Annotated in this window: 18 protein-coding genes and 6 pseudogenes; 17 read left to right on the forward strand and 7 right to left on the reverse strand. The window is 46.7% G+C overall.

Features of this window, described 5'->3' with window-relative positions; all coding sequences use genetic code 11:
* Window positions 1-99 precede the first annotated feature (99 nt).
* The 4 genes from UNITIG_RS23315 to UNITIG_RS02685 are packed head-to-tail and all read right to left on the reverse strand — an operon-like array spanning window position 100 to window position 3,185.
* Window positions 100-1,080: a carboxyl transferase domain-containing protein gene (locus UNITIG_RS23315; RefSeq protein WP_369809137.1), complete on the reverse strand. Its 981-nt coding sequence runs from the start codon at window positions 1,078-1,080 to the stop codon at window positions 100-102.
* Window positions 1,008-1,466: a carboxyl transferase domain-containing protein gene (locus tag UNITIG_RS24870; RefSeq protein ID WP_200821154.1), complete on the reverse strand. Its 459-nt coding sequence runs from the start codon at window positions 1,464-1,466 to the stop codon at window positions 1,008-1,010. Before UNITIG_RS24870 ends, UNITIG_RS23315 begins: the two co-directional genes overlap by 73 nt.
* A 16-nt stretch (window positions 1,467-1,482) precedes the next feature.
* Window positions 1,483-1,944, reverse strand: coding sequence for a class I adenylate-forming enzyme family protein (locus UNITIG_RS25405; protein WP_369809138.1), 462 nt, complete (start codon window positions 1,942-1,944; stop codon window positions 1,483-1,485).
* The gene (locus UNITIG_RS02685) at window positions 1,836-3,185 is read right to left on the reverse strand and encodes a class I adenylate-forming enzyme family protein (protein WP_101756977.1); all 1,350 of its coding nucleotides are present in this window, start codon (window positions 3,183-3,185) and stop codon (window positions 1,836-1,838) included. Before UNITIG_RS02685 ends, UNITIG_RS25405 begins: the two co-directional genes overlap by 109 nt.
* A gap of 202 nt (window positions 3,186-3,387) precedes the next feature.
* On the opposite strand from UNITIG_RS02685, the pseudogene UNITIG_RS02690 reads away from it, so the two are divergent.
* Window positions 3,388-4,148 (forward strand): annotated as a pseudogene (locus UNITIG_RS02690) (SDR family NAD(P)-dependent oxidoreductase).
* Window positions 4,149-4,162: 14 nt separating this feature from the next.
* Here the strand turns inward: UNITIG_RS02690 and UNITIG_RS02695 are convergent.
* Window positions 4,163-4,675 (reverse strand): MarR family winged helix-turn-helix transcriptional regulator, encoded by a 513-nt coding sequence (locus UNITIG_RS02695; RefSeq protein ID WP_101756978.1) that lies wholly within the window; start codon window positions 4,673-4,675, stop codon window positions 4,163-4,165.
* 177 nt (window positions 4,676-4,852) lie between these two features.
* Here UNITIG_RS02695 and UNITIG_RS23950 point away from each other — a divergent pair.
* Together UNITIG_RS23950 and UNITIG_RS02710 are read left to right on the forward strand one after the other, a co-directional pair.
* Window positions 4,853-5,365, forward strand: a pseudogene (locus tag UNITIG_RS23950) (nuclear transport factor 2 family protein).
* 39 nt (window positions 5,366-5,404) lie between these two features.
* Window positions 5,405-5,797 carry a PaaI family thioesterase gene (locus tag UNITIG_RS02710; RefSeq protein WP_101756981.1) on the forward strand — a complete coding sequence of 131 codons (393 nt, stop codon included), beginning with the start codon at window positions 5,405-5,407 and terminating at the stop codon, window positions 5,795-5,797.
* Window positions 5,798-5,831: 34 nt separating this feature from the next.
* Here the strand turns inward: UNITIG_RS02710 and murI are convergent, their stop codons facing one another.
* On the reverse strand, window positions 5,832-6,659 hold the full coding sequence (gene murI, locus UNITIG_RS02715; RefSeq protein WP_101756982.1) for a glutamate racemase: 828 nt from the start codon (window positions 6,657-6,659) through the stop codon (window positions 5,832-5,834).
* A 197-nt stretch (window positions 6,660-6,856) separates the two neighbouring features.
* Here murI and UNITIG_RS02720 point away from each other — a divergent pair, with 197 nt between their 5' ends.
* The 9 genes and pseudogenes from UNITIG_RS02720 (at window position 6,857) to thrH (ending at window position 15,221) form a co-directional block, all read left to right on the forward strand.
* A complete protein-coding gene (locus UNITIG_RS02720; protein ID WP_101756983.1) occupies window positions 6,857-7,630 on the forward strand; it encodes an exodeoxyribonuclease III in 774 nt (257 codons plus the stop codon).
* 107 nt (window positions 7,631-7,737) lie between these two features.
* Window positions 7,738-8,067, forward strand: coding sequence for a preprotein translocase subunit YajC (gene yajC, locus UNITIG_RS02725; RefSeq protein ID WP_101756984.1), 330 nt, complete (start codon window positions 7,738-7,740; stop codon window positions 8,065-8,067).
* A 133-nt stretch (window positions 8,068-8,200) separates the two neighbouring features.
* On the forward strand, window positions 8,201-9,202 hold the full coding sequence (locus UNITIG_RS02730; protein WP_101756985.1) for a D-cysteine desulfhydrase family protein: 1,002 nt from the start codon (window positions 8,201-8,203) through the stop codon (window positions 9,200-9,202).
* Window positions 9,203-9,225: 23 nt separating this feature from the next.
* Window positions 9,226-10,563, forward strand: coding sequence for a sodium:alanine symporter family protein (locus tag UNITIG_RS02735; RefSeq protein ID WP_101756986.1), 1,338 nt, complete (start codon window positions 9,226-9,228; stop codon window positions 10,561-10,563).
* Between the two features lie 112 nt (window positions 10,564-10,675).
* A pseudogene (locus UNITIG_RS02740) lies at window positions 10,676-11,577 on the forward strand (5'-nucleotidase).
* A gap of 169 nt (window positions 11,578-11,746) precedes the next feature.
* Entirely contained in the window at window positions 11,747-12,253 is a 507-nt protein-coding gene (locus UNITIG_RS02745; protein ID WP_145999064.1) for a universal stress protein, read from the forward strand.
* A gap of 241 nt (window positions 12,254-12,494) precedes the next feature.
* Window positions 12,495-13,468, forward strand: a pseudogene (gene cysB / locus UNITIG_RS02750) (HTH-type transcriptional regulator CysB).
* Window positions 13,469-13,629: 161 nt separating this feature from the next.
* On the forward strand, window positions 13,630-14,517 hold the full coding sequence (locus UNITIG_RS02755; protein WP_101757161.1) for a ZIP family metal transporter: 888 nt from the start codon (window positions 13,630-13,632) through the stop codon (window positions 14,515-14,517).
* A gap of 86 nt (window positions 14,518-14,603) precedes the next feature.
* On the forward strand, window positions 14,604-15,221 hold the full coding sequence (gene thrH / locus UNITIG_RS02760; RefSeq protein ID WP_101756988.1) for a bifunctional phosphoserine phosphatase/homoserine phosphotransferase ThrH: 618 nt from the start codon (window positions 14,604-14,606) through the stop codon (window positions 15,219-15,221).
* 10 nt (window positions 15,222-15,231) lie between these two features.
* Here thrH and pabB read toward each other — a convergent pair whose 3' ends face one another.
* Complete coding sequence (pabB, locus tag UNITIG_RS02765) at window positions 15,232-16,578, reverse strand: aminodeoxychorismate synthase component I (RefSeq protein WP_101756989.1); 1,347 nt, start codon at window positions 16,576-16,578, stop codon at window positions 15,232-15,234.
* 541 nt (window positions 16,579-17,119) lie between these two features.
* Between pabB and UNITIG_RS02770 the strand changes: the two are divergent.
* The 5 genes and pseudogenes from UNITIG_RS02770 to meaB all read left to right on the forward strand — a co-directional run bounded on the left by UNITIG_RS02770 (window position 17,120) and on the right by meaB (window position 25,477).
* Window positions 17,120-18,852, forward strand: a pseudogene (locus tag UNITIG_RS02770) (acyl-CoA carboxylase subunit beta).
* Window positions 18,853-18,951: 99 nt separating this feature from the next.
* Window positions 18,952-21,766 (forward strand): annotated as a pseudogene (locus UNITIG_RS02775) (biotin/lipoyl-containing protein).
* Between the two features lie 33 nt (window positions 21,767-21,799).
* Window positions 21,800-22,210, forward strand: coding sequence for a methylmalonyl-CoA epimerase (gene mce, locus UNITIG_RS02780; protein ID WP_101756990.1), 411 nt, complete (start codon window positions 21,800-21,802; stop codon window positions 22,208-22,210).
* 93 nt (window positions 22,211-22,303) lie between these two features.
* On the forward strand, window positions 22,304-24,457 hold the full coding sequence (scpA, locus tag UNITIG_RS02785) for a methylmalonyl-CoA mutase (RefSeq protein ID WP_101756991.1): 2,154 nt from the start codon (window positions 22,304-22,306) through the stop codon (window positions 24,455-24,457).
* 63 nt (window positions 24,458-24,520) lie between these two features.
* A complete protein-coding gene (meaB, locus tag UNITIG_RS02790) occupies window positions 24,521-25,477 on the forward strand; it encodes a methylmalonyl Co-A mutase-associated GTPase MeaB (RefSeq protein ID WP_101756992.1) in 957 nt (318 codons plus the stop codon).
* The last annotated feature ends 13 nt before the right edge of the window (window positions 25,478-25,490 follow it).

The raw sequence follows: 25,490 nt of genomic DNA on the forward strand, positions 1-25,490 counted from the left end.
AACCTTGTAGCAAGGCGTTGCGCATCTCTCTTGGGTCGATAATTTCATCGTAAGCCATGGTGTCGCCAGTTGACCATGAACCCGACACTTCAGCTTCAGCTAATTGTTTGGCAGTTTCTGTATCGACGTTGGCGGCGTTACCCCCCCTAAAGCCGGAATGCCCCCTAGCGTAATACCGGGTAATGCCAGCGTGAGTGTTTGCTTGTCAAAGGGGTTCATAGCCATTAACGAACTGCCAAAACCAAACGCTTTGCGTAAGGTAACGTGTAGTTTTGGCGAGCTTAGTTTGGCCTGAGCTTGATACATTTTTGCCGCGGATTTTAAGGTGCCATCCCGCTCTGCTTTAGTGCCGGACATAATGCCGGGGTTGTCGGCTAGAAACAGTACCGGTAGCTGAAAGTTACCAGCAAGGGTGAGAAAATGAGTAGCTTTATCAGCTGCCTCGTGGGTAATCGAGCCAGCATAAACCATTGGTTGATTGGCCACTATCGCGATGGCATGGCCACCTAATCGAGCCAAGCCAGTGACCATTGATTTACCAAAGCCGGGTTGAAATTCTAAAAACGCCTTAGCGTCTACTAGTTCGTCAATCACTTTGTGAATGTCATAGGGTTGCTGGGTATTCCGTGGAATAATCGATAAAATAGTCATTAACGCACGTGGGTTTTGGTCAGTAGTATGGGGGAGAACAGGGGGCGATTGCTGGTTGTTTTGTGGTAAATAACCTAGGTATTCCTGAATCAATTGACAGGCTGTTTGCTCATCCTTAACCACATTATGAGCGACGCCGGAGATGCTGGCATGCATCGCCGCAGAGCCTAATTCTTCTTTGCTAACCTGTTCGCCCATAGCGGCAGCTACCAGTGGTGGGCCAGCCGAGAAAAGAGTAGCTTGTTCCAGCATGACGACAAAATCCATCATGACTCCGCTTAAAGCGCCATGCCCTGCAGAGGAGCCAAACACTAAGGCGATGGTGGGTACTTTGCCGATAAGTTGCGCTAATTCAATTAAGTCACTGGGGGCATAAGGGTGGCGTTCCAGAGAGTTACTACTCGTGCTCCCGCCCCATCTAACATTAATATATAGGGGACTTTTTCCTGTGCGGCCAAGCGTGCCAAGCGTACTCGTTTGGCGTTGGTGCCGTGACCTATAGAGCCACCTTTACTGGTGAAATCTTCGGCGGCAATTACGACACTACGGCCGTTGATACTCGCAAGGCCGCCTATTAGCGCGTCGGCGGCTACGGTGGCTTCACCGTTATAGCTCATGCCGCCGACCAGCGTGCCTAATTCCATAAAGCTATTTTTATCTACTAACAGCTCGATGAGTTGGCGGGCATTTAGCCTGCCACTATTACTGCGTTTGCTCAGTTTATCCTGTCCGCCCATGGCTTGCGCAGTCGATTTTCGATGTTGAAATTCTACTATGAGATCTTGCCATTCAGCGGGAATTTTCTCGTCGCTCATTAATAGTTCACCAGTATTATTGTTCTGCGAGATAGTCTTCACGAATTTGTTTTTTTAAAATTTTTCCAGAGGCATTGCGCGGTAAGGGTTGCTCGCTGAAAATGACACTGCCGGGGACTTTGAAGCCCGCCATTCGCTCTTTCACAAATAGTTTAATTTCATCGGCGCTGCATTTAGAGCCAGGTTTGCAAGTGATGGCTGCAGTAACCTGTTCACCATGAACTGAATCAGGCACGCTGAATACGGCTACTTCCCAAACGGCAGGGTGATCATAAAGGCAGTTTTCAACTTCAACGGCTGAAATATTTTCTCCGCCGCGAATAATAATGTCTTTGGCTCTGTCGACTAAAAAAATAAAATTGTCGGTATCTACATACCCAATATCGCCTGTTCGCAGCCAGCCGTTGACAAATGTGTCTGCAGTAGCTTGTGGATTATTCCAATAACCTTGTGCGACTGTTGCGCTTCGGGTCCAGATTTCCCAGTGCTACCTGGTGCTAATTCGTTGCCCTCTTCGTCGCAGGTTTTAACATCGACGATGGGTGAAATAATTCCTGACGTTTTTGGTTTGTGATAAAACGGCTCGCCGGTACAGGTGGCGCAGGTGGCATTGTTTTCTGTCATGCCATAACCCGTTCCGGGGTAAGCAGCAGTCATTTTTTTATTGACCAGCTCAGTAAAGCGGTCAGGTGTGGCGGCGCCACCACTACCTAGCGCAAATAAGCTGGAGGTATCATATTTTTCATAATCGGGATGGTCTAATACATCCATGACCATAGTGGGTGCGGCACTAAGGGTAGTGATTTTTTCCCGCTCAATGATTTTTAATGCTTCTGTGGCATCCCATTTATGCATCATTACTATTTTTCGACCGCCGCGCAGTGAGAGTAAAAACATGGCGTATAAACCGGATACATGAAAGAGCGGTACTGCCAGTAAGGCGTTGGGTGGATTGCCGCTACTCATCATGGTTTCAATCGCTTTGGGGTTTACCATGGCGGAGCTAATGGCGGAAAATTCAAAGTTGTATAAGGTTTGAATAATATTGCGGTGACTACTTAGTGCGCCTTTGGGTTTACCAGTAGTACCGGAGGTATAAAGAATCTGGATGGGGTCTTCGCCGCCAACATCAAAGGCCGGTAGCGCCACGTTGTCAGCGTTAGCTAAAAATTGTTCCAGTGTTTCAGCTTGCGGATTGTCAAGCGGTTGTTCGCTACGAACAACGACTGCTTTGATTGAGAGTGTAGCGAGATCGTCAGCGATAAAATCATAGCGTTGTTGGTCACAAAAAACGACAGTAGCGCCGGCGTCGCTTAAACCGTACGCCAGCTCATCTTTTTGTCCCCAGCTATTAAGGGGTACCACAATAGCACCTAAAGAAACTACTGCGGCATAACTTGTCATCCATTCCGGGAAGTTACGCATGGCAATGGCAATGCGGTCGCCTGGTTTTACTTGATAACGATTGACTAATTGATAGCCAATACTATCGACTTGCTGAAAGAAGCGATTGAAACTCCATTCATCGCCGTTGTAATTGATAAATACTGCGTCACCATGCGCGCGGGCAACATCCAGTAGGGCTTTTACACTATTTGGAGTCTGCTCATAAACCCGATAGCTTTGGCCCGAGAGTTCCCGCTCTACAATGTGGTAAGGCGCGCCTGCCTGGGTGAGTTGAGTAATCGAGGTATTAATGGATTCAATAAGTGATGTCATAAGTTTAGGTGTTTGGGAAGAGAATTGATGATGCAACGTATGTTGCGCGGAGTAGCTATTATAGGGGCAAGGTAGAAGCGGTAAAATTAAAATAAATGTAATTCAAACAGGTGATGTTCCGCTTGTCAGCAACTGTTATCGTGTTGATGATCATCCGGATTATAGTGATCCCGGTAAGTAAATGCGCAATCAGGAGTTCGACATGTCATTTTTCCCCCATCGTTTTGATAATAAAGTGGTACTCATTACCGGTGCGGCCTCCGGCATAGGTCGGGCCAGTGCTGTGCGTATTGCGCAGGAGGGGGGCAGGGTAATGCTGGCGGATATTGATGAAGCCGGTATGGAGGCAACGGCAACACTCATTGCTAATCCTGAGCAGGTAGCCATGACTCGGTTGGATGTCACCAGCGCTGAGCAGTGCCGGCAAGCGGTAACCAGCACTATAAGCCAGTGGGGACGGTTGGATGTATTGTGCAATATCGCTGGTATTGCGATGGCAAAACATTTTCAAGCAGTGACTGAGGATGATTGGCACCGCATGCGCAGTATCAATCTGGATAGTGTATTTTTTATGAGCCAGGCAGCGATTGCACATTTGATTGAGAGTAATGGCAATATCGTTAATATGGCTTCCTCAGCGGCGTTAGTCGGACAAATTTATAATGCAGGTTATTGTGCGACAAAAGGTGCGGTGGTGATGTTATCAAAATCGATGGCGGTGGAGTTTGCTGATCGTGGTGTGCGGGTTAATGCAATTTGTCCGGGGGCGTGCAAACACCGTTAGTAGAGAAGTTTGTCATGCCGGAGGAGGCTAATATCGATATGTTTATGCGGATGATGCCATTAATGGATATGGCGCAGGCGGAGGAGATTGCAGCATCAGTGGCGTATCTGGCTTCGGATGAAGCCAGATATATTACGGGAACTACCTTGGCGATCGACGGCGGTCAGACGGCCAATTAATGCTTGCTGATAATTCAGGCAGCATTACTTTGTGGATCGGCTGTTTTGTTCCAGGATTCTGGCAAGTAATTGATACCAAGTGCGGCAACTGATTTGCGTAATACTTTTTCCAGATCAAGGATGCCGTCATAGCCAAGAGCTGCGGTATATTCAGCAATCACTTCATCGACGATTTCCATGCTGTCATTGACCAGCGTTGTGCCCATTTCAGTGAGTTCGATGATTTTGGCGCGTTTGTCACTCTCATCAACATGGCGTTTTACGTAGCCGACACGTTCCATTTCTTTCACCAGCTTGCCCATCGCTTGTTGGGTGATGCCGGCGCGTTCGGCCAGTTCGGTGAGTCTGACGGCTTCAAAACCCAGATTGGAAAATAATGAGGAGTGGGAACGGCGTATTTTGGTATGACCGCGCTGGTGGCATTTTTGCAGGGTTCTGCGTTCAAAATCTTTAGCGAGCTCTACCAGTAGTCTGCTGAGATTATTAGATAGTTTATAGGCGGCATCAATTTTAGGTAATGAAGTCATAAGCAGCACTCAGTTGTGATTATTTTTAGCATGCAGCCCAATCTTTGACGGCATGAGTATAAATACGTAGTGAATAGGTATTTATACGTATACGTTAGTACATTAACCAATGATTACAACAAAGTCGAGTTTTGTTATAACAATATTTTATTAGCAGCTAATTGGTAAGCTATTGATATGAAAGATAAAAATGACTCAGGGCTACAGGAGCTACTCAGCAAGCAGGCTATTTATGAGTTGCAGTGTCGTTATTGTCGGGGCATTGATCGCATGGATCAGGCACTGGTCCGTAGCTGTTATCACCCGGATGCCACTGATGAGCACGGTAGTTTTAGTGGTGGGGTAGAGGATTAACTCCAGTGGTGTTGGCGGTTATTGAATAAATATTCGATGAGTATGCACTATGTGGCCAACTGCCTGGTTGAGCTAAAAGACAATAGGGCTGTGGCTGAAACTTATGGTACTGCGGTGCATCAGGGTTTGACTGATCAGCCCGAAACCAATTTAACCGTAGGTTTTCGTTTTATCGATACTTTAGAATGTCGCGCCGGTGAATGGAAAATCCTGCATCGGGTGGCGACCACCGAGTGGGTCAAAAGGAATTTACCCGAGCAGCAGTGGCCAATCCCTGCTCAATTGCGTCGCGGTAGTCGCGATCGACAAGACCCCATTTATAAAGCATGGGATTAAACGCCTGTGGCAATAGCCTTAATTTAGTAGAGACAAGCTATGACTGACCCCGCCAAAACAATGGTAAGCCCCTATATTGATTATCTGGGTATTAAAATTATTCATATGGAGAATGGTATCGCTGAAATGGAATTGGAGCTGACAGATGATTTTAAAAACAGCGGTGGTATGGCTCATGGAGGAGTGTTAGCCAGTTTGGCGGATAGCGCAGCGGGCTCGGCAGCCTTCACCATTGTGCCTGCCAATCAAATTGCAGTCACCACGGATTTCACTATGACCTGTTTGCGTTCAACGGTTAGTGGCACTTTGTATGCGCGGGCAGAAATGATTCATACCGGTAAGCGCTTTATGCGTGCTGAGGTGAAAATTCGCAGCGCCAGGGATTTGTTGGTTACGGCTGGCGTCTCTTTTATGGTAGTGGAGCGGCGCTAAATTATGTTAGCTCTGATGCGGGTTACAGTAATCTTTAAAGTCCGTTGATTTGTTCAAAGCCATAGTTTTTGAATGTCTGGCGCAAATTATCCGGTACTGAGCCGTTTTCAGTGAGCAGCGCAATATCGCCAGCAGGTGTTGCCGACGTCTGGCTTTTTTGCGTGCTAGCTTCAGTGGCAGCAGTTTGGCGTAATTGCAGTACCCGCCGGGCAATCGCCTCACCGGAATCAATCCAGTATTTAATGTGTGGTAGCGCTGTAGCTAGTTCATTTTTGACCAGTGGGAAATGCGTGCAGGCGAGTACCACAGTATCGGCCTGCGGCCAGAGCGGGTGTTGGGCAAAAGGTTCTAACACTTGCTGATAAGCGGCAAGCGCAATCTTTTCCCCCGCTAATTTTTGTTCGACCAGTTGCACGAGTTTATTGGTTCCCAGGCGGATAACGTCGCAATCTATGGCAAAGTCATTAATTAGTTCGTCGGTGTAATCCCGGGCAATGGTGCCCGGGGTGGCTAGTAGGCCGATGACTTTGGATTCGCTGTGAAGAGCCGCAGGTTTGATAGCGGGTACCACTCCGACAATAGGCATGCTGAATTGCGCGCGTAAATGCGGTAGTACCAACGTGCTGGCGGAGTTACAGGCAATGACCACTATATCCGGTTGCTGTTGTGCAATGGCTTTAGCAACGACCTCAAGCACCCGATTAATGAGCACTGATTCATCAAGCAAGCCGTAGGGGTGCATGGCATTATCAGCGAGGTAGCAAATAGATGCCTGCGGTAATTGCTGGCGGAGATGCCCAATAATACTGAGCCCACCGACACCGGAATCAAACACCAGAATGTGATCGTTAGAAGCCTGCATTTTTTTATATTAAATTAGAAAGTGTAGGTGCAGCTATGATAGCGATTAGTTTTCGAATGTCCTAATTAGAATGTCATTGGCTGAATTAGACTGGATGCCAACCGGTAATTATTTTCGTGTAGAATCACCGGCTTATTTATCATCAGAACTTTTTTGTCACCAGCTTATTAATTGACCAGCAGGAAATAGTAGAACTCATGCGCGTAATTACAGTTAACACCAACGGAATCCGTTCAGCCGCTAAAAAAGGTTTTTTTGAATGGTTGGCTACGCAAGATGCGGATGTCGTCTGTATTCAGGAGACTAAAGCCCAGCTTGATCAGTTAACTGACCCGGTTTTTCATCCGGTAGGCTATCACTGTTACTACTTTGATGCTGAAAAAAAAGGGTACAGCGGTACAGCGTTATTTTGTAAAAAGGAGCCTAAAAAAATTACCAGGGGCTTGGGTTTTGATATCGCTGATACCCAGGGACGTTATATTCAGGCGGATTTTGATGGCGTCAGCGTGGCGTCGATTTATTTTCCTTCAGGTTCCAGTGGCGATGAAGCACAGGCGCGAAAGGAGGTGTTTATGGAGCACATCATGGCGCATTTCAAAGCCGCCCGCAGGAAGCGTAGGGAGTTTATCTTTTGTGCGGATTGGAATATTTGTCATAAGGAAATCGATCTGAAGAATTGGCGTGGCAATCGCAAAAACTCCGGTTTTTTACCTCACGAGCGGGCATGGTTGGATACCTTATTTGATGAGGTTGGCTATGTAGATGCCTTCCGGGTCATTAATCAGCAGGAGGAACAGTACACCTGGTGGTCAAACCGTGGGCAGGCATGGGCGAAAAATGTGGGGTGGCGTTTGGATTATCATGTCATAAGCCCAGGGTTGGTGGATAAAATCCAATCGGCCTCAATTTATAAAGATGAGCGCTTTTCAGATCATTCGCCGTTTATCATGGATTACGATACTGACTATTAAGCTGGAGATTGTTTTCAGCGGCAATGATGGCTGTCCATAGTTGCCACTGCCAGCCAATCCAGTTACAGTAGCCGCCGTTTTATCAGTCAATAATTAAAGGTACCCCAATGAATTTTATTTCCTCCGCCCATGCTCAAGCCGCCGGCCAAGCCGCTCCTGAAGCCGGCATTATGCAGCTGGTTTTGATGGTGGGTTTGTTTGTGATGTTTTACTTTATCGCCATTCGTCCACAGCGCAAGCGTCAAAAGGAACACGCCGAGCTGGTCAGTAACCTGGCTAAGTCTGATGAGGTAGTAACCAATAGCGGCATACTGGGTAAAATCACCAAGCTGGATGAAAACTATGTGGTGTTACAAGTGGCTGATAATGTGGAATTGAAATTCCAGCGTGCGGCGATTCATGCGGTACTGCCTAAAGGTACTTTGAAGTCTATCTAAGGCTTCCCGGTGTCGTTTGATGCCCATAGATATATCGATGCCATCGCTTAGCGATGGCTTTTTTTTGTCTCCTCTTCCCCATTTTCTCAATTTTCCCGTTAGACTCGATGCTTTCAACTGAAAGGTTTTGCTAATGACGGTCACATATCCCCCCCGAATTTCACTGGCTCAAACGCCAACCCCGTTACAGTTGCTGGAACGCTTATCTGCAGAGATTGGCGGTCCGCGTATCTGGGTCAAACGAGATGATATGACGGGTAGTGCTGTCAGCGGTAACAAAATACGCAAACTTGAGTTTACTTTAGCCAAGGCACTTGCCGATGGCTGCGACACGATTATTACTTGTGGCGGGGTGCAGTCCAATCACTGCCGGACTACGGCGATACTCTGTGCGCAACTGGGGTTGCAGTGTCATCTCATCTTGCGTGGTGCTGACAATGAGCCTGTGGATGGCAACTTGTTATTGGATCGATTGGTTAATGCGCAGATCAGTTACTACAGCAATGCCGAATATCAGCGCCGTGGCGACGAAATTTATCAGCACTGGATTGAGCACTATGCCGCTCAGGGGCGTAAAGCGATGGCGGTGCCGGTGGGCGCCAGTGATGGTATCGGTTTGTGGGGGTATATTGCCTGTTGTGAAGAATTAAAAACGGATTTTGCCAATGCCAATATTCAGCCGAAACATATTATTTCGGCAACCGGTTCTGGTGGCACCCAGGGTGGTTTGACCGCGGGTAGTGCCTTATTTAATTTAGGGGCGCAGGTACACGGGATTAATGTTTGTGATGACGAACAGTACTTTCTGAATAAAGTGCATCAGGATCTGTTGCAGTGGCAGCAGTGGTATGCCGGGTTATTACCCGCTGATTTTAGTATCGAGCAGTTAGCAGTGAGTGTTATTGATGGCTATGTGGGCCGCGGCTATGCGCAAGCATCGGCAGAGGTTTTCGCCACTATTAAACATGTCGCGCAACTGGAGGGACTAATATTAGATCCGGTTTATACCGGTAAAGCCTTTGACGGAATGATTGATCAAATTCGTCAGGGACGTTTTGCTGATAGTGAAGACATTGTGTTTGTGCATACCGGTGGTATACTCGGTTTATTCGCGCAACGCGAGCAGTTATTTTAAACGAAAAATAAAAAGAGTTTTTTATGGATGCGCTCAGTGCTTTAGTTGGAGATGTAAATAAAATCGTTTGGGGCCCCTATATGCTGGTGCTGATTTTGGGCACTGGTTTGTATTTGATGGTCGGGCTGAAATTTATGCCCTTGCGCAATATCGGTAAAGCTTTTCGATTATTATTTCAGGGTCGTCAAGGTAATGCCGACCAAGGTCAAATTTCCCCCTTTAATGCTTTGATGACATCGCTCTCGGCCACTATTGGTACCGGTAATATCGCGGGCGTGGCGACGGCCATCAGTATTGGCGGGCCGGGCGCGTTATTCTGGATGTGGTGTACTGCGTTAATTGGTATGGCGACAAAATATGCCGAAGCAGTGATGGCGGTGAATTATCGCGAGATTGATGCCGACGGCAATTATGCTGGTGGTCCGATGTATTACATCAAAAATGGTTTGGGCAAAAACTGGAAATGGTTGGCAGCAGCGTTTGCTTTTTTCGCGGCAATTGCCGGTTTTGGTATTGGCAATACTGTGCAGGCTAATTCTGTCGCAGATGCGTTGCAGTCTACTTTCTCGGTGCCGTCGTGGCTGACAGGTTTGGTGTTGTTGGTATTGGTGGGCTTGGTGTTGTTGGGTGGCGTTAAGCGGATTGCCTCCGTAGCCGGATTGTTAATCCCCTTTATGGCAGTGAGCTATTTGCTGTTGGGGCTGGTGGTGTTGTTATTAAATTTTGCCGATATTCCTGCCGCGATTATGTTAATTGTAGAAAGCGCGTTTACCGGTACTGCCGCCCAGGGTGGTTTTGTCGGCGCAGGTGTGATGATGGCGGTACAGTTTGGTGTGGCACGGGGGGTGTTTTCTAACGAGGCAGGTATGGGGAGCGCGCCCATTGCACACGCGGCAGCACAAACCAACGATCCGGTAAAACAGGGCACGATTGCTATGCTGGGTACCTTTATTGATACCCTGGTTGTGTGCTCGGTAACCGGTTTGGCGATTGTATTAAGTGGTTTATGGACGACTGGTGAAGGCGGTGCCTCGTTAACTGCCGCCGCCTTTGCTAGCCAAATTCCCTATGGTGATGTGTTGGTGTCAATTAGTCTGTGCCTGTTTGCCTTCACCACTATTTTAGGCTGGAGCTATTATGGCGAACGGGCCTCGGTGTATTTATTCGGGACGTCGGCGTTAATTCCATTCCGGGTGTTATGGGTATTGGCCATTCCGCTCGGCGCAATGGCGCAACTGGGTTTTATCTGGTTGCTGGCCGACACACTCAATGCCTTGATGGCGATTCCCAATCTGATTGCGTTGTTATTACTTAGCCCGGTAATTTTTAAATTAACCAAACTGGGTATTAAAGAGGAGTGAGCTCGGCTGGCCCTGGCGATTAAGAGATAGCTAATGTAGGGATAATGCTATGCCAAGCTGGTTATTATTTGTATAGTGCGGATCGATGTGATTTTTCAGCTGGTAATAATCTATGGCTTCAGGTTTCGGTAATAAATTAGTCATTGCGATTTCTTCGCGGGCACTGTTCAATCTTGATGACAGTCATCGTGTCTATCAGGAGCAAGGGCTGGAGGCTTATGCCCGTTATCAGATTGAAAATGAAGATAAAATTCTCGACCCGGGTGAAGCATTTCCTATGGTGCAGAAGTTACTCCGTATCAATGAGCGCTTGGAAGGGGATCCACGGGTAGAAGTGATTCTGCTGTCCCGCAATAGTGCTGACACCGGTTTACGTATATTCAATTCGATCGAGCACTATGGTCTAAGTATTACCCGAGCTGCTTTTAGTGGCGGTGAAAGCCCTTATCGCTATGTGTCAGCGTTTGGTTGCCATTTGTTTTTATCAACCGAGCCAGAGGATGTTCGTTCCGCCTTGGCTAACGGGGTTGCTGCAGCAACGCTTATTTCCTCGGCCTCCAGACATGCAGATGATTCCCCGTTGAAGCTTGCATTTGATGGCGATGCAGTATTGTTTTCTGATGAGTCTGAACAAATCTTCAAGCAGAAAGGCTTGGATGCTTTCACCGAGAATGAACGTAATTCCGCGAAGCTGCCTATGACGGGGGTCCTTTCAGAGCATTTTTGGCAGCTCTACATGGTTTGCAATCCGAGTTTTCATCGGAGCAAGCACCGATTCGTACGGCATTGGTGACAGCTCGTTCCGCGCCAGCCCATGAGCGGGTCATTAGAACATTACGTGCATGGAATGTCCGAATTGATGAGTCTTTATTTCTCGGCGGTTTACCTAAAGGGGATTTTCTCAAAGCCTACGGCGCTGATGTATTTTTTGATGATCAAAAAACACACATCGATTCAGCTACCAGCTATGATGTGACGGCCGGCCATGTACCTCATGGTATTGCCAATACATAGTTGCTTAATACCGGATTGTCACAATAAAGTTTATAAATCCGACTTTAGTCACAAATCCCACTCCCTGAGCGGACGCGGCTGAATTTGCTGCTAAGCTAATCACTATGTTTATCTGTTAGAAGCTCTTGTGTACTCAGGCGCTAACGTTGTGATTCAGGTGTGGTTGTTAATGATTCAAACAATACTATTTGCTACAGATATGGGATTGCATACCCACTATCTCTTGCATCACGTCAATTCGCTGGCGGAGCAGTATGACGCCAGAGTCATCGTGGTCCATGTGATGGAGCCGCCAGGCCATTTGGGTGATGCTATGGTGCAGAGTTATCTCAGTGATGATAGCCGTAAAGAATTTAAGCAAGAGGGTATCAGCCGTATTATCGATGGTGTCAAAGGCCGGATTGTTGATGTGCTGGAAGAAGAGTTTATTGATGGCCAGCAGGGTTTGTCGAAAATAAGAGATGTCCGTGTTATTCCCGGAAAGCCGGTAGAAGTGATCTTGCGAGAGGCGGCAGAATGCAGCGCTGATATGATTATTCTCGGCAGTCACGGTGTCGATACGACCACGCCAAATATGCTGGGGTCGGTGACTTCCAGGATTTTACAAATGTCACGGGTGCCGGTTTATATGGTGCCTCTGATACGCAATTTTATGGCGAAAGCGGCGGTAGGCTAGTCGCGGTTGGCTATTATTTTTCGCCAGATTTTAGCAAGCATGTGTTAACAATGCTTATTCCATTCTGGGTTTTCTTGATTGATTCTAGCTTTTGTTAGGCTAAATTAGTTATATAGACTATTGTGTTTATAGGGCTTGACGATGAGACTAATTTAACCCTAAAAAACCACGTTAAGTATCCCTCGTAAGTTATTGATATAAATTGATTTTAATCATTATTCTTTAGGCTGGAGTGCACGCTATGAAGTTGCAACAATTACGTTATATTTGGGAGGTTGCCCACCATGATCTCAATGTTTCTGCTACCGCCCAAAGCCTCTACACTTCGCAGCCAGGGATCAGTAAGCAAATTCGTCTGTTGGAAGATGAGCTGGGTGTAGAAATATTTCCCGTAGCGGCAAACACCTGACTAGGGTAACGCCTGCCGGTGAGGCTATTTTAAAAACCGTGGGTGAAATTCTACGTAAAGTGGAAAGCATCAAGCAGGTTGCCCAGGAATTCAGCAATGAGCGCAAGGGCAGTTTGTCGATAGCCACCACCCATACTCAGGCGCGTTACGCCTTACCTAATACCATTCAAACTTTTATTGAGCAATATCCCGAAGTCTCGCTGCATATGCATCAAGGTACGCCGATGCAAATCTCGGAACTGGCTGCAGATGGCACGGTGGATTTTGCCATCGCTACCGAAGCGCTGGAATTGTTTAGCGATTTAATTATGATGCCTTGTTATAAATGGGATAGAGCGATTATTGTGCCCAAATCCCATGCCTTGGCGCAGAAGTCCGAGCTGACATTGGAAGATATTGCAGCTCACCCGATTGTCACTTATGTGTTCGGTTTTACCGGTCGCTCCAAATTGGATGAAGCATTCATCGAGAAAGGCTTGGCCCCCAAAGTCGTATTTACCGCTGCTGATGCTGATGTTATCAAAACCTATGTGCGTCTAGGTTTGGGTATTGGTATTGTGGCTAAAATGGCTTATGACCCGGCTTTGGATAGTGATTTGGTTGCGTTGGATGCCAGTCATTTATTTGAATCCAGTATTACTAAAATTGGCTTCCGCCGCGGCACATTTTTACGTGGCTTTATGTTTGATTTTATCGAAAATTTTGCGCCGCACCTTACTCGACAAGTGGTTGAAGAGGCCTATCAACGGCATACCAAGCAAGAGCTGGATGAATTATTTGCCCATATTGAGTTGCCGGTTTATTAAACGCTTGTCTGTTTCCTGCCCTGGCATGTTGTCATTTGGCTCATGCTTGGCACTTAGCTCTCCCGTGATTTTGTAATATTTATGCCTATTGCTGGCCGGCACTATTTGGCGTTATAAAATTGTGCGACAGTTTGCTTGGCTATCTGTACAATGCGCGCCCTATGACTGCCTTAACGCTATTAATTATCTACTGTCTTTTAATTTCACTGGTTTCTTTGCTAGGTGGTTGGCTGCCTACACGGCTAAAAATGACTCATACCCGCACCCAGTTGCTGATGAGTTTTGTCGCGGGGCTAATGTTGGGAATTGCCTTTTACCATTTATTGCCACATGCCATTTACACCTTGCCAGAAGCGGGAGGCGTTGATCAGGCAGTCTGGTGGCTGATGGTGGGTTTGCTGTTTATGTTTGTGTTACTGAGAATGTTTCATTTTCATCAGCATGGGCATAAGCAAGAAGAATGTCAGCATGATCATGGCGGTCCGGGTCATCAAGTAAATCGTTTGAGTTGGATTGGAGTGGCTCTGGGTTTGGGCTTGCACACCATTATTGATGGTGTGGCGTTAGGTGCAGCAGTGCAGGCGGGTATAGGCGAAGACGCAGGGGTGTTTGGTTTGGTCGGGCTGGGGGTGTTTGTCGCAGTAGCCTTACATAAACCCTTGGATGCCATGTCGATTGCGTCGTTATTAATGGCCAGTCACGCTAGCGCGAAAACCCGAATGTGGGTGATTGGGTTATTTTCGTTATTGTGTCCACTGGGCGCGATGTTGTTTTTTCTGGGGGTGGCCCAGTTTGGGCAGCAATCCAGTACGGCGGTAGGCATTGCATTGGCATTTTCAGCCGGTGTGTTTATTTGTATCTCGCTGAGTGATTTGTTGCCTGAAGTGCAGTTTCACTCTCATGATCGCTTAAAACTAACGCTAGCGTTATTGCTCGGTATTACTGCTGCTTATGGTATCGGTATGTTGGAGCCTGCTCACGGCCATCATGAAGATGAGGAGAGTCATCATGCGCTGTTCACTATTGAAGTCAGTGCAGATCGAAGCTAGTTCTGCACAAGCATTGCTTGCCTGCTTAAATCCCTGTAGATTGTCGCGCTTTTAGTATTCTGTCTTTTTTATATTGGAGCCTTGCTGTGGAAATCGCCTGTCTTGACCTGGAGGGGGTATTGATCCCTGAAATCTGGATAAACTTTGCCGAGAAAACGGGCATTGAAGAGCTGAAAGCGACCACTCGTGATATTCCTGACTACGATGTGCTGATGAAACAGCGCCTGCGTTTGTTAGATGAGCATGGCTATGGCTTACCTGATATTCAGCAAGTTATTGCAACACTTGAGCCAATGGAGGGCGCGCGCGAGTTTTTGGATTGGTTGCGTGAGCGCTTTCAGGTGGTGATTCTATCGGATACCTTTTACGAATTTGGTATGCCCTTTATGAAGCAGTTGGGTTACCCTGCTTTGCTATGTCATAAGTTGGAAGTCAATGCCGACGGTAAGGTGGTTGATTACAAATTGCGTCAGGCCAATCCCAAGCGGCAGGCGGTGATTGGTTTTCACTCCATGTATTACCGCACCATTGCTGCTGGTGATTCATATAACGATACCACGATGTTGGCGGAAGCTCATGCCGGTATTTTGTTTAAGGCACCGGACAATGTGATCGCCGAATTCCCGCAGTTTCCTGCCGTACATACCTACGAAGACCTCAAAAAAGAATTTATCAAGGCGAGTGAGCGAGATTTAAGCCTGTAAATTTATTGCTCTATGCGAGTGCCGCCAGTAGTTTTTCTACCTTGGTCAGGCACTCTTGGTACTCCGACTCGCACTCTGAATCGGCCACAATACCGCCGCCAGCCCAGCAGTGAATTTTATTCTGTTCGCAGACCATGGTGCGGATGGCGATATTGGTATCCATTTGTCCGTCACAGCTGATATAGCCTATGGCACCGCAGTATGCTGAGCGACGATGCGGTTCCAGTTCTTCAATAATTTGCATCGCCCTGACTTTGGGGGCGCCGGTAATGGAGCCGCCAGGAAAGCAGCTGGCTAATAGGTCAATAGCGGTATTGCCCTTTTTCAATTGCCCGCTGATTGTGCTGACCAAATGATGGACGGTTTCGAAACTCTGTAATTCAAACAGCTCATCCACTTGAATGCTGCCGTGTTTACAGGTTTTTCCCAAATCATTGCGCAGCAAATCCACAATCATCAAGTTTTCCGCTCGGTCTTTCGCGCTATTCAGTAGTTGCTGGGCAAGTTGTTGATCTTGCTCGGGGGTGCGGCCGCGACCAATGGTGCCCTTGATGGGGGAGGTGCTAACACGTTGATTGGCAAGGTGCAGGAAACGCTCTGGTGACACGCTGAGAATCGCTTGGTTTTTGGTTTGAATATACGCTGAAAAAGGGGCTGCGGCAGTACTCCTGAGCCGCTGGTAGGCTTGCCATGGGCTGCCTTCAAAGTCGGCGCTAAAGCGTTGGGCCAGATTGATTTGATAGCAATCACCGGCACTAATATAGCGCTGAATGGTTTCGAAGGCTTGTCGATAGTCAGTCTTGCTGAGGTTGGCGGTGAATGCAGATTCAAGTTGAAAGTCTACAGTGTCAGGTCTGCCCTCATTGCTATTCAGGCGCTGCCTTATATCGGTTAGCACTTTAAGGTCAGTATGGGGATGGGCGACTAGCACTGCTCGTCGTTTACGGTGATCAACCACGACTGCCCAGCTATAAATTCCCACGCTGGCATCTGCCAACGTTGAATCTTGTATAGCAAATGCCGGTATTTCTTCCAGTTGACGGCTGAGGTCATAGCCAAAAAAACCTAAAGCACCTCCAGTGAAGGGGAGGTGGTAGTCGTTATTAATCGCCGGTAAATGCTGCTGCAGCGAGTGCTGCAATTCATCAAAGAACGTGGTTTTGCTACTTGCAGGAGATGTACTTGAGCTGGTTTCACAGAGTGCGACCGGGGCGGCGCTGAAAATATCATAGCGACCGCGGGCTGAAAAAGGGGCTGCGCTATCCAAATAAACCGGCTGCTCCAAATCCAGTAACCGTGCAAATAGAGGTGCCGAATCTGCGCAGTAGGGCAGTTCCTCGATGGTTAATGGCTGCATAAAGCGATATCTCACCGGCCGCGATTGGCTCGGTTTAATAGGTGGTTAAAAGAGGCCAGATTGTAAGCGCTAAATGGCCTTCAAAGCCAGCCAAATTGCGGCCATAAGCTATTGATAATGTTTGCTTTTGCATTGACATAATACGCTTATCCCATTATGGTATCCGCCCGTTTAATGGGGCTGGTTTGGCAGGTTTTTGTGGTTGCTGGAAGTAGTTACCGAACGGCTGCAAGCATATAAAAATGCTGACTTTTTAGGGCGGCGATAAAATCAGGCAGTATCAGATAGTAGGTAGTATATGGCACTACAACGTCCGTTAATATCTGCTTACTCAGTAAAAAACTGTTCTGAGGGGAGTCGCTGAGTATTCGTCCCACCCAGTCACTTGATCGTGCCAATTGGCGATTAATTGATTTAATACTCCCCGATGGTTTTAAAGGAACGCTATTGCTTTCGATAGCGCTAAAGCTTTTAGGCTTGTGGTTTACAGTCACCGACTGACTACAAGGCATTAACAGGAAACATTGAGACAGTATTTATTATGACTAATAATTCCCAAGTTGCGCCTTCATTGGACAATCCCTTCGCTGAAACCCTGGACAGAGAATTTGTTGTTCCGGGACAAATTAACTATAAGCCCGGTCTGTACGAGGAAACCCTGAAAGCAGGTCAGGCGTTAATTGATCGTCCGCGCACTGCTGCGGGTGTAGTCAGTACAGAGAAGCAGCATGCCAAGAATCGGATGACTGTATGGGAGCGTCTAGAGGTACTTGCAGATGCTGGCACCGAACCCACTATATTATTTCAAAATTGGGGTCCCAACCTGGATGGGGCTTCATTGGTAACTGCAGTAGTTAAAATAAACGGACGTGATGTCGCCGTTTATGGTCATGACTTTACTGTGCGTGCTGGCTCAATGGATGCCACTAACGGTAAAAAGCTGGCGCGTTTATTTGAGTTGGCTGCCAAGCGCAAGATTCCGTTAGTCGGTATGAACGATAGTGCCGGCGCCTATGTGCCTGCCGGTGTCGGTGGTCTTGATGGCTACGCCGAAGCGTTTACTGGTTTGCGCCGCATTAGCGGTGTGGTGCCGTCAATTATGTGTATGTTTGGCTTTAATGCAGGGGGTGGCTCTTACTTGCCGCGCCAGGGCAGTTTCGTAATTCAGCCCAATGACACCTTTTTTGGTTTGACTGGTCCCGGTGTTGTTAAATCGGTATTAGGTGAAGATGTTACCCCTGATGAGCTAGGTGGTCCGGGTGTTCACAGTCAAACAGGGTGACCGATTTTGTGGTGCCCGATGAAGTTTCTGCTTTGCAAAAAGTAAAACAGTTATTAAATTACCTGCCAGCCAATAACGCTGAATTGGCGCCGTTCCAGCCAACGTCTGATCCTATTGATCGCAAGACCTGGGATATTGATATCCTGTTAAAGAAAGCCTTCAATTCTCCTACCGGTTTTAATACGCCATTGGATATCAGTATTTTGATCCAGCAACTGTGCGATCACGGTGATTATTTTGAAATTCAACCCGAGCGCGCGCGCAACACGATTTGTGCGTTAGGTCGCATGGGTGGCAACGTGATTGGTTTTGTGGCGAACAATTCGGCGGTTGGCTCAGGTCAGATCGATATTGATGCGGCCTATAAAAATGCGCGGTTTATTCGCTTCTGTAATCTCTACAACATTCCCATAATTTTTATGGAAGATACTACGGGTTTCTTGCCTGGTCGCGATCAGGAGAGCAACGGTATTGTGCAGGCAGGCCGTGCCATGCTGGATGCGATTGTTGATTTGCGTACGCCGCGCTTCCTGTTGCTGGTACGCAACGCTTTCGGAGGTGCTTACGCTTCTTACAACAACTATCCTACCGGTGCCGATTTTGTTATTGCGTTGCCAACTACCCGCGCTGCGGTAATGGGGCCAGCCGGTGTTGAATTTGTTTATAAAGATGAATTGCGAGCTATTCGCGGTGCAGTGCCTGGTCGTATCGCTGCAGCTATTGAAGAAAATACCAGTAATGGTATGTCTGCCACTGAAGCAAAAACCGCAGCTGAAACTGCTGTCACCAATTGGGCAAAGCAGGAAGAAGCGGCATTGGCTTTGCGTTATGAAAGAGAATTAATGAACCCCAATGAGGCTTTAAGTCTGGGGTCAATTTCACAAATAGTTATGCCTAGCGATCTGCGCAAGGTGTTAGCGGAAAATATGGCGTTCCATCTGGAACATTACACAGCAGAGCCGTTGAACGCCGTTCAGCGAGAGTTCTTCTGATAGCCATAGTGACTTGCTCCGTTCGAGCCAAATAAGCTAACACTAACAACAGCATTTAAAAAAGGGTTCTTTAAAGTGAAAACAAGTAATGATTACTACATGAATAATCCAGCGATACATCGCGACCGTCTATTGAGCAAGTCTGATAGTGCGTGGGTGCGGAGCTTTAATTGTGAAGACATGAAGCCACTAATCATCTGTCGTGGACCGATTCGCAAAGAAGCAATGGATGTGTTTGATGAGATGGGCATTCATGGTTACGGTATTTTGTTATCTGAAAAAGATTCTATTACCTACACCAATGCTTTGGCACCTGAATTACGTAAGTTAACTGACCCCGATCGTGTACACCGTGTGCCTGATTATACTGGAGCTACCAAAGAAGAGCGCGAAGAGCGGATTCAGCAGATTATCAATATTGCGCATAGCAATGGTTATGATTCTATTTTCGCGGGCTATGGTTTTATGTCTGAAGATGCGCAGATGGTTGAGTCCATGGAGCGTGCAGGCCTTAACTTTATTGGTCCGGGATCATTTACCCAGCGCTCTGCTGGCATGAAAGATCAGGCAAAACGTACTGCCTTGGAAACTGGCGTATCGGTTACACCAGGTGTTAACAACGCTACTAGTCTGGCGTTGTTTGCCAAATATGGCAAAGACGGTCTTGAGCAATGTGCCAAAGATAATAATCTGGACGTTGATTTTGCTGCCTGCAAGGACGAAGAAGAAAAAGCGTTAGCTTTATTGGCTGCATCGTATCGAGCCGGCATCGATATTATCGTCGCCGCAGATATTGGTCTGGCGCTGCAAGTTGAAGCCAAGCGCATGCTGGCTGAAAAACCGAATAATCGCTTTCGTTTAAAAGCCATTGCCGGTGGTGGTGGTAAAGGCCAACGTATTTTGCAATCAGCTAATTCTTATAAAGGCGCTACGCTCGAAGAAAAAGTAGAAAAAGCTGCTGCTAAAGTACCTTCATTGGTGTTGGAATGTCTGATCGAATTAAAAACCAATGGCGTTGGTGATAATAAAAACGTGTTGATTGAAATGAATATTGATACGACTCGACACCAGGAAATTCAGGTAGTAGGTAATGGCGAGTGGTGTATGACCATGGGTGGTCGTGACTGCTCTTTGCAAATGCATGAACAAAAATTGCTTGAAGTGTCGGTTACTGAAGAAGAATTGGCGACTGCTATTGCGACTGCTGAAACAGCGGGTAGGGCGGCAGAAGTTACACAGCTACAAAAGGATTTGGAAATCCTTAGAAAAATGGAACACGAGGGCGCAGTTTTTGGTAAGGCAGTAAAATTAGATTCAGTAGGTACTTTTGAATGTATCGTTGACGGTGAAGCACATTACTTCATGGAAATGAATACGCGAATTCAGGTAGAGCACCGCGTTACTGAATTGTGTTACAAGCTGAAATTTGTTAACCCTGATGACAGTGCTGATTATTTTATTGCGGAATCACTGGTTGAAGTCATGGTGTTGATTGCGCGCCACAATAAACGCTTGCCACTGCCAGAGCGCCTGCCGCGTGAGCCGGCTTCTGTTGAAGCGCGTTTGAATGCAACCAACCATGCATTGCAACCGCACGCCGGCGGTATTATCGAACGTTGGTCTAACTGTATCGAAGGTGAGATTCGTGATGATCAGGGTATTAGTATGCACAACCCTGATACCGATGTGTTTATGAAGTATCATCTGGCTGGTGCTTACGATTCAAATATTGCGTTGCTATTAACCACTGGCGATACTCGTTTGGATAGCTATCAACGTCTGGCAGAAATTATCCGTCGGACAAATTTACGGGGTAAAGACTTAGCCACCAATTTAGAGTTCCACTATGGTTTAGTTAATTGGTTTATTGGTAACAATATAAATGCCCGTCCAAGCACACGTTTTATTGTGCCTTATTTAACAGCAGTAGGTCAGTTGAAAAATGCGGCCAATGATATTGATTTAAAATTTGCCTATAACAAAATTCGTGGTGATGCTCTGGATTCATGTGATGCGGATCATAAGGCGGCAATGGTTAATGCGCTGGATCGTAAAGCGGGTTTATTGCTGCGTCCACTAAATGAACTGTTTGCTGATCCTCATGTAATGGCAGGGTGGTTGAGTATCAATCAACATAATTTTTCTTTCGAAAATGGCAGGGTTCAGTGGTTAAAAATCCAATTGAAGTGTTGGCCGATTTATATCATTTTTTGCATATGGATTACGTGCCAGGTAAGCCTGCGGCCAATATGATTTGGGGCACGATAATGAATTGCTGCAAAGTGCTGTCGATTTTTATTGCACCTTAAAAGATAAATTGGGCGTATCAAGTTTTGCCGATATCAAAACTAAATTGGCCGGTGCGGCACCCACTGGCATATCTAAGGAACAATGGGTAGGGGTACAAGCCGCCCATGCTGGTTATCAGTTGGGTAGTGAAATTCTTTCGGTACTGCCTTGCTTGGCACAGGCAACAGGTTTCTTTGAGTTGCGTGTTAATGATGACTTGACTATTACTATTCCTGATGCCTTAACAGATGAAGGGTTACAGTCAAAAATGGCTAAAGTGTTAGTGCCGCCGCCAGTTGCCAAGTCTGATGAAATTCTGGCGCTTAGTGGTGGAATGTTTTATTCCCGGGAAGCGCCAGGAATGGATCCGTTTGTGATAGAAGGTAGCCACTTTAATCAGGGCGACCCTTTATACATTGTTGAAGTGATGAAGATGTTCAATAAAGTGTATGCGCCGTTTTCCGGCACAATCGATAAAATTTTGGTCGAAGGTGATGGCATGATTATCAAGAAAGGGCAGCCTTTATTTAAAATCACACCCGATGAAGTGGTGATTGAAGAAACCCCTGAAGATATTCGCGCCCGTAAACAAAGTAAGACGGCTGAATTTTTGGCAGCTATTTAGTTGTTGAAGTGAAACTCGCTTAAAGGAAGTGCAATGATTACAGCATTAGATCACATTGCTATCGCAGTACCCGATTTGGAAGCAAGCATTAAACGCTTTATGGAAGACTTCGGTTTAACTTTTGATGGTACCGAAGATGTTGCCGCTGCAAAAACGTCAACGGCTTTTTTCCCAGTGCCACCAACCAGTATTGAGTTGGTGCATCCTCTCAATGGGGAAGGCCCAATTGCCGGTTATTTGGAGAAGAGAGGTGGTGGTTTACATCACTTATGCTTTCGCTCGGATAATATTGAAGAAGATGTAGCGCGTTTAAAGGCTAAGGGTTACCGGTTTTTATCCGACGGTCCTTCCGATGGTGCGCATAATTCCAAAGTGATTTTTATTCACCCAAAATCCTGTGATGGGGTGCTGATTGAAATTAATCAGCCGGGTGAAGATCATTAATTCAGCTTTTTAGTTGTTAATCAGCTGAAAATTTACAGCTAATAATTATTCCTGCTCGTCCGGAATAATAGTCAAACTAAGAGATTTCTAATCATGTCCGATTACAAACCAAAACAAGCTAGCGTTGAAGAGTGGAAAGCAATGGCCACTAAACAGATGAAGGGGAAAAGCCCGGATGAGCTGACTTGGCATACGGCAGAGGGCATTGATGTTAAATGTCTTTATACTGCGGAAGATATCGCAGGTTTGGAATATACCAATACTATGCCAGGAACTGCGCCTTATATTCGTGGCCCGCAGGCAACTATGTACGCTGGTCGACCTTGGACAATTCGCCAATACGCAGGATTTTCTACCGCTGAAGAGTCTAATAATTTTTATCGCAATGCATTGGCTGCCGGTGGTCAAGGTGTGTCAGTCGCTTTTGATTTAGCAACTCACCGTGGCTATGATTCTGATCATCCCCGGGTAACCGGCGATGTCGGTAAGGCTGGTGTAGCGATTGATTCAATTGAAGATATGAAAATTTTATTTGATGGTATTCCATTGGATAAAGTTTCCGTTTCCATGACGATGAACGGTGCGGTATTACCAGTTTTGGCTGGTTATATAGTTGCAGCCGAAGAGCAGGGGGTAAGTCCTGACCAGTTGGCCGGTACTATTCAGAATGACATTTTGAAAGAATTTATGGTGCGTAATACTTATATTTATCCGCCAGCGCCATCGATGAAAATTATTGGCGACATCATTGCTTATGCTTCTGAAAATATGCCTAAGTTCAACACCATTTCTATTTCCGGTTATCACATTCAGGAGGCGGGTGCAGATGCCGCTCTTGAACTAGCTTACACCTTGGCCGATGGTAAAGAATATATTCGCACTGCGATTGCTGCTGGTTTAGGTATTGATCAATTTGCCCCGCGTTTGTCCTTCTTTTGGGGCATAGGCATGAACTTCTATATGGAGATAGCCAAAATGCGCGCGGCGCGTTTGTTGTGGGCGGAAATTGTTGATGAATTTAACCCCACTAACCCGAAGTCGTCGATGTTGCGTACCCACAGTCAAACGTCGGGTTGGTCGTTAACCGAGCAAGATCCGTATAACAATGTGGTGCGAACCACGATTGAAGCAATGGCATCAGTCTTCGGTGGTACGCAATCCTTACACACCAATGCTTTGGATGAAGCGATTGCATTGCCGACAGAGTTTTCTTCGCGTATTGCCCGCAATACTCAATTAATTATTCAGGAAGAAACGGGTATTACCAAGGTTGTAGACCCTTGGGGCGGTTCCTACATGATGGAAAGCCTGACTAAAGAAATTGCGGATAAGGCGCGTGAATTAATTGCTGAAGTCGAAGAAAAAGGTGGCATGGCGAAAGCAATTGAAACGGGCCTACCAAAGTTACGCATTGAAGAGTCGGCAGCAAAAAAACAAGCCCGTATTGATCGTGGAGAAGACGTCATTGTTGGTGTTAACAAATACATTCTGGCCCAGGAAGATGACGTTGATATTTTAGAAATTGATAACGATGCGGTGCGCGAATCACAAGTTAAACGTTTGGCAGAGATAAGAGCCAATCGTGATGAGGCTGCAGTTGAAGATGCTTTGGAGGCCTTGTATCAGGCAGCCGTTACCGGCGACGGAAATTTATTGGCGCTGGCGGTTAACGCGACCCGCTTACGTGCCACAGTCGGTGAAATTTCTTTTGCCATGGAGCGTGAGTTCGGTCGTTTTAATGCCAATGCACAAACGGTTTCAGGTGTCTACGGTAGTGCCTATCAGGATGATGAAAACTGGCAGAACATCAGCAGCGATATTGATAACTTTGTAGAAAAACACGGTCGTCGTCCTCGTATGCTAGTGTGTAAAATGGGACAGGATGGTCATGACCGTGGTGCTAAAGTTATTGCGACGGCATTTGCTGATGTTGGATTCGATATCGACCTTTCACCTATGTTTTCTACCCCAGAGGAAGTTGCCAAGCAGGCCATAGAAAATGACGTGCATGTAGTCGGTGTTTCTTCCCAGGCTGCTGGTCATAAAACATTGGTCCCTGCGCTGATTAAAGCGCTGGCCAGTCAGGGTGCTAACGATATTATCGTGGTTGCTGGTGGCGTTATCCCAAAGCAGGATTATGATTATCTGTATAAAGCGGGTGTGAAGGGTATTTTTGGCCCTGGGACTAAAATACCCTTAGCGGCGCGCGGTGTATTGGATTCGATTAACGAAGCTTATAAACTCTAAGGCTATATCAAGCTTAGCAACTCAAAAGGATATTAGGCGTCTGTTCGCTGACGCCAGTCGCCCATGACTATTGATCTCGACCAATTACGCTCAGGTAATCGCCGCGCACTCGCCAAGGCGATTACTTTGGCCGAGAGTAAGCTAGACTCCCACCGTGAGCAAGCCCAGCTCGTTTTAGAGCAGTTATTACCTTTTACTGGCAATAGTATCCGTATCGGCATCACCGGTATTCCAGGTGTCGGTAAATCTACTTTTATTGAAACCTTTGGTCTGCACCTGATTGCGCAGGGAAAAAAAGTCGCGGTGCTGGCTGTCGATCCCAGTTCGCCTTTAGCCGGTGGTTCCATTCTGGGTGATAAAACCCGGATGGAAGAGTTATCCCGGCAAGAATATGCGTTTATTCGACCTTCTCCCTCGGAAGGTGCTTTGGGTGGTGTTGCGCAAAAAACCCGTGAAACTATGTTGCTATGTGAAGCAGCGGGCTACGATGTGATTTTGGTTGAAACTGTAGGGGTTGGCCAAAGTGAATATGAAGTTGCAGGCATGGTGGATTTTTTCATGGTGCTGATGTTGCCAAATGCGGGTGATGAGTTGCAGGGAATTAAGCGTGGGATTATGGAATTGGCGGACGCTTTAGTCATCAATAAAGCCGATGGTGAATCACTAAACCTCGCTCAGCAAACCAAGCGGCACTACGAAAATGCCATGCACCTATTGCGTCATACGTCCTTTTGGAGCCCGCAAGTACTGACGTGCTCGGCACAGGAAAAAAATAACATCGACACGGTATGGGGCATGATCTGCAATTATTATGTGGATGCTGTTAAGAATAATTATTTCACTGAAAAACGTGCGCGCCAGAATCAGGAGTGGATGGATAAACTGCTACTTGAAATGCTGAGCTTAAAACTCAAGCAAAATCCGGACGTTAAAAAACAGCTACCGGTATTGCATCAAAAAGTTACCAGTGGTGAAACGACGCCGTTTATTGCGGCTAAAACCCTGATTGATCTTCTGTAATTTATTTTTAAGG

The organism is Oceanicoccus sp. KOV_DT_Chl (genome assembly GCF_900120175.1).
Lineage (GTDB): Bacteria > Pseudomonadota > Gammaproteobacteria > Pseudomonadales > Dasaniaceae > Oceanicoccus.

Bases quoted from the DNA above. Each gene is read 5' to 3' on its own strand.
- UNITIG_RS24870 (WP_200821154.1), bottom strand. From the start codon at position 1,466: ATGAGCGACGAGAAAATTCCCGCTGAATGGCAAGATCTCATAGTAGAA.
- UNITIG_RS02685 (WP_101756977.1), bottom strand. From the start codon at position 3,185: ATGACATCACTTATTGAATCCATTAATACCTCGATTACTCAACTCACC.
- UNITIG_RS02695 (WP_101756978.1), bottom strand. From the start codon at position 4,675: ATGACTTCATTACCTAAAATTGATGCCGCCTATAAACTATCTAATAAT.
- UNITIG_RS02710 (WP_101756981.1), top strand. From the start codon at position 5,405: ATGACTGACCCCGCCAAAACAATGGTAAGCCCCTATATTGATTATCTG.
- murI (WP_101756982.1), bottom strand. From the start codon at position 6,659: ATGCAGGCTTCTAACGATCACATTCTGGTGTTTGATTCCGGTGTCGGT.
- UNITIG_RS02720 (WP_101756983.1), top strand. From the start codon at position 6,857: ATGCGCGTAATTACAGTTAACACCAACGGAATCCGTTCAGCCGCTAAA.
- yajC (WP_101756984.1), top strand. From the start codon at position 7,738: ATGAATTTTATTTCCTCCGCCCATGCTCAAGCCGCCGGCCAAGCCGCT.
- UNITIG_RS02730 (WP_101756985.1), top strand. From the start codon at position 8,201: ATGACGGTCACATATCCCCCCCGAATTTCACTGGCTCAAACGCCAACC.
- UNITIG_RS02735 (WP_101756986.1), top strand. From the start codon at position 9,226: ATGGATGCGCTCAGTGCTTTAGTTGGAGATGTAAATAAAATCGTTTGG.
- UNITIG_RS02745 (WP_145999064.1), top strand. From the start codon at position 11,747: ATGATTCAAACAATACTATTTGCTACAGATATGGGATTGCATACCCAC.
- UNITIG_RS02755 (WP_101757161.1), top strand. From the start codon at position 13,630: ATGACTGCCTTAACGCTATTAATTATCTACTGTCTTTTAATTTCACTG.
- pabB (WP_101756989.1), bottom strand. From the start codon at position 16,578: ATGCAGCCATTAACCATCGAGGAACTGCCCTACTGCGCAGATTCGGCA.
- mce (WP_101756990.1), top strand. From the start codon at position 21,800: ATGATTACAGCATTAGATCACATTGCTATCGCAGTACCCGATTTGGAA.
- scpA (WP_101756991.1), top strand. From the start codon at position 22,304: ATGTCCGATTACAAACCAAAACAAGCTAGCGTTGAAGAGTGGAAAGCA.
- meaB (WP_101756992.1), top strand. From the start codon at position 24,521: ATGACTATTGATCTCGACCAATTACGCTCAGGTAATCGCCGCGCACTC.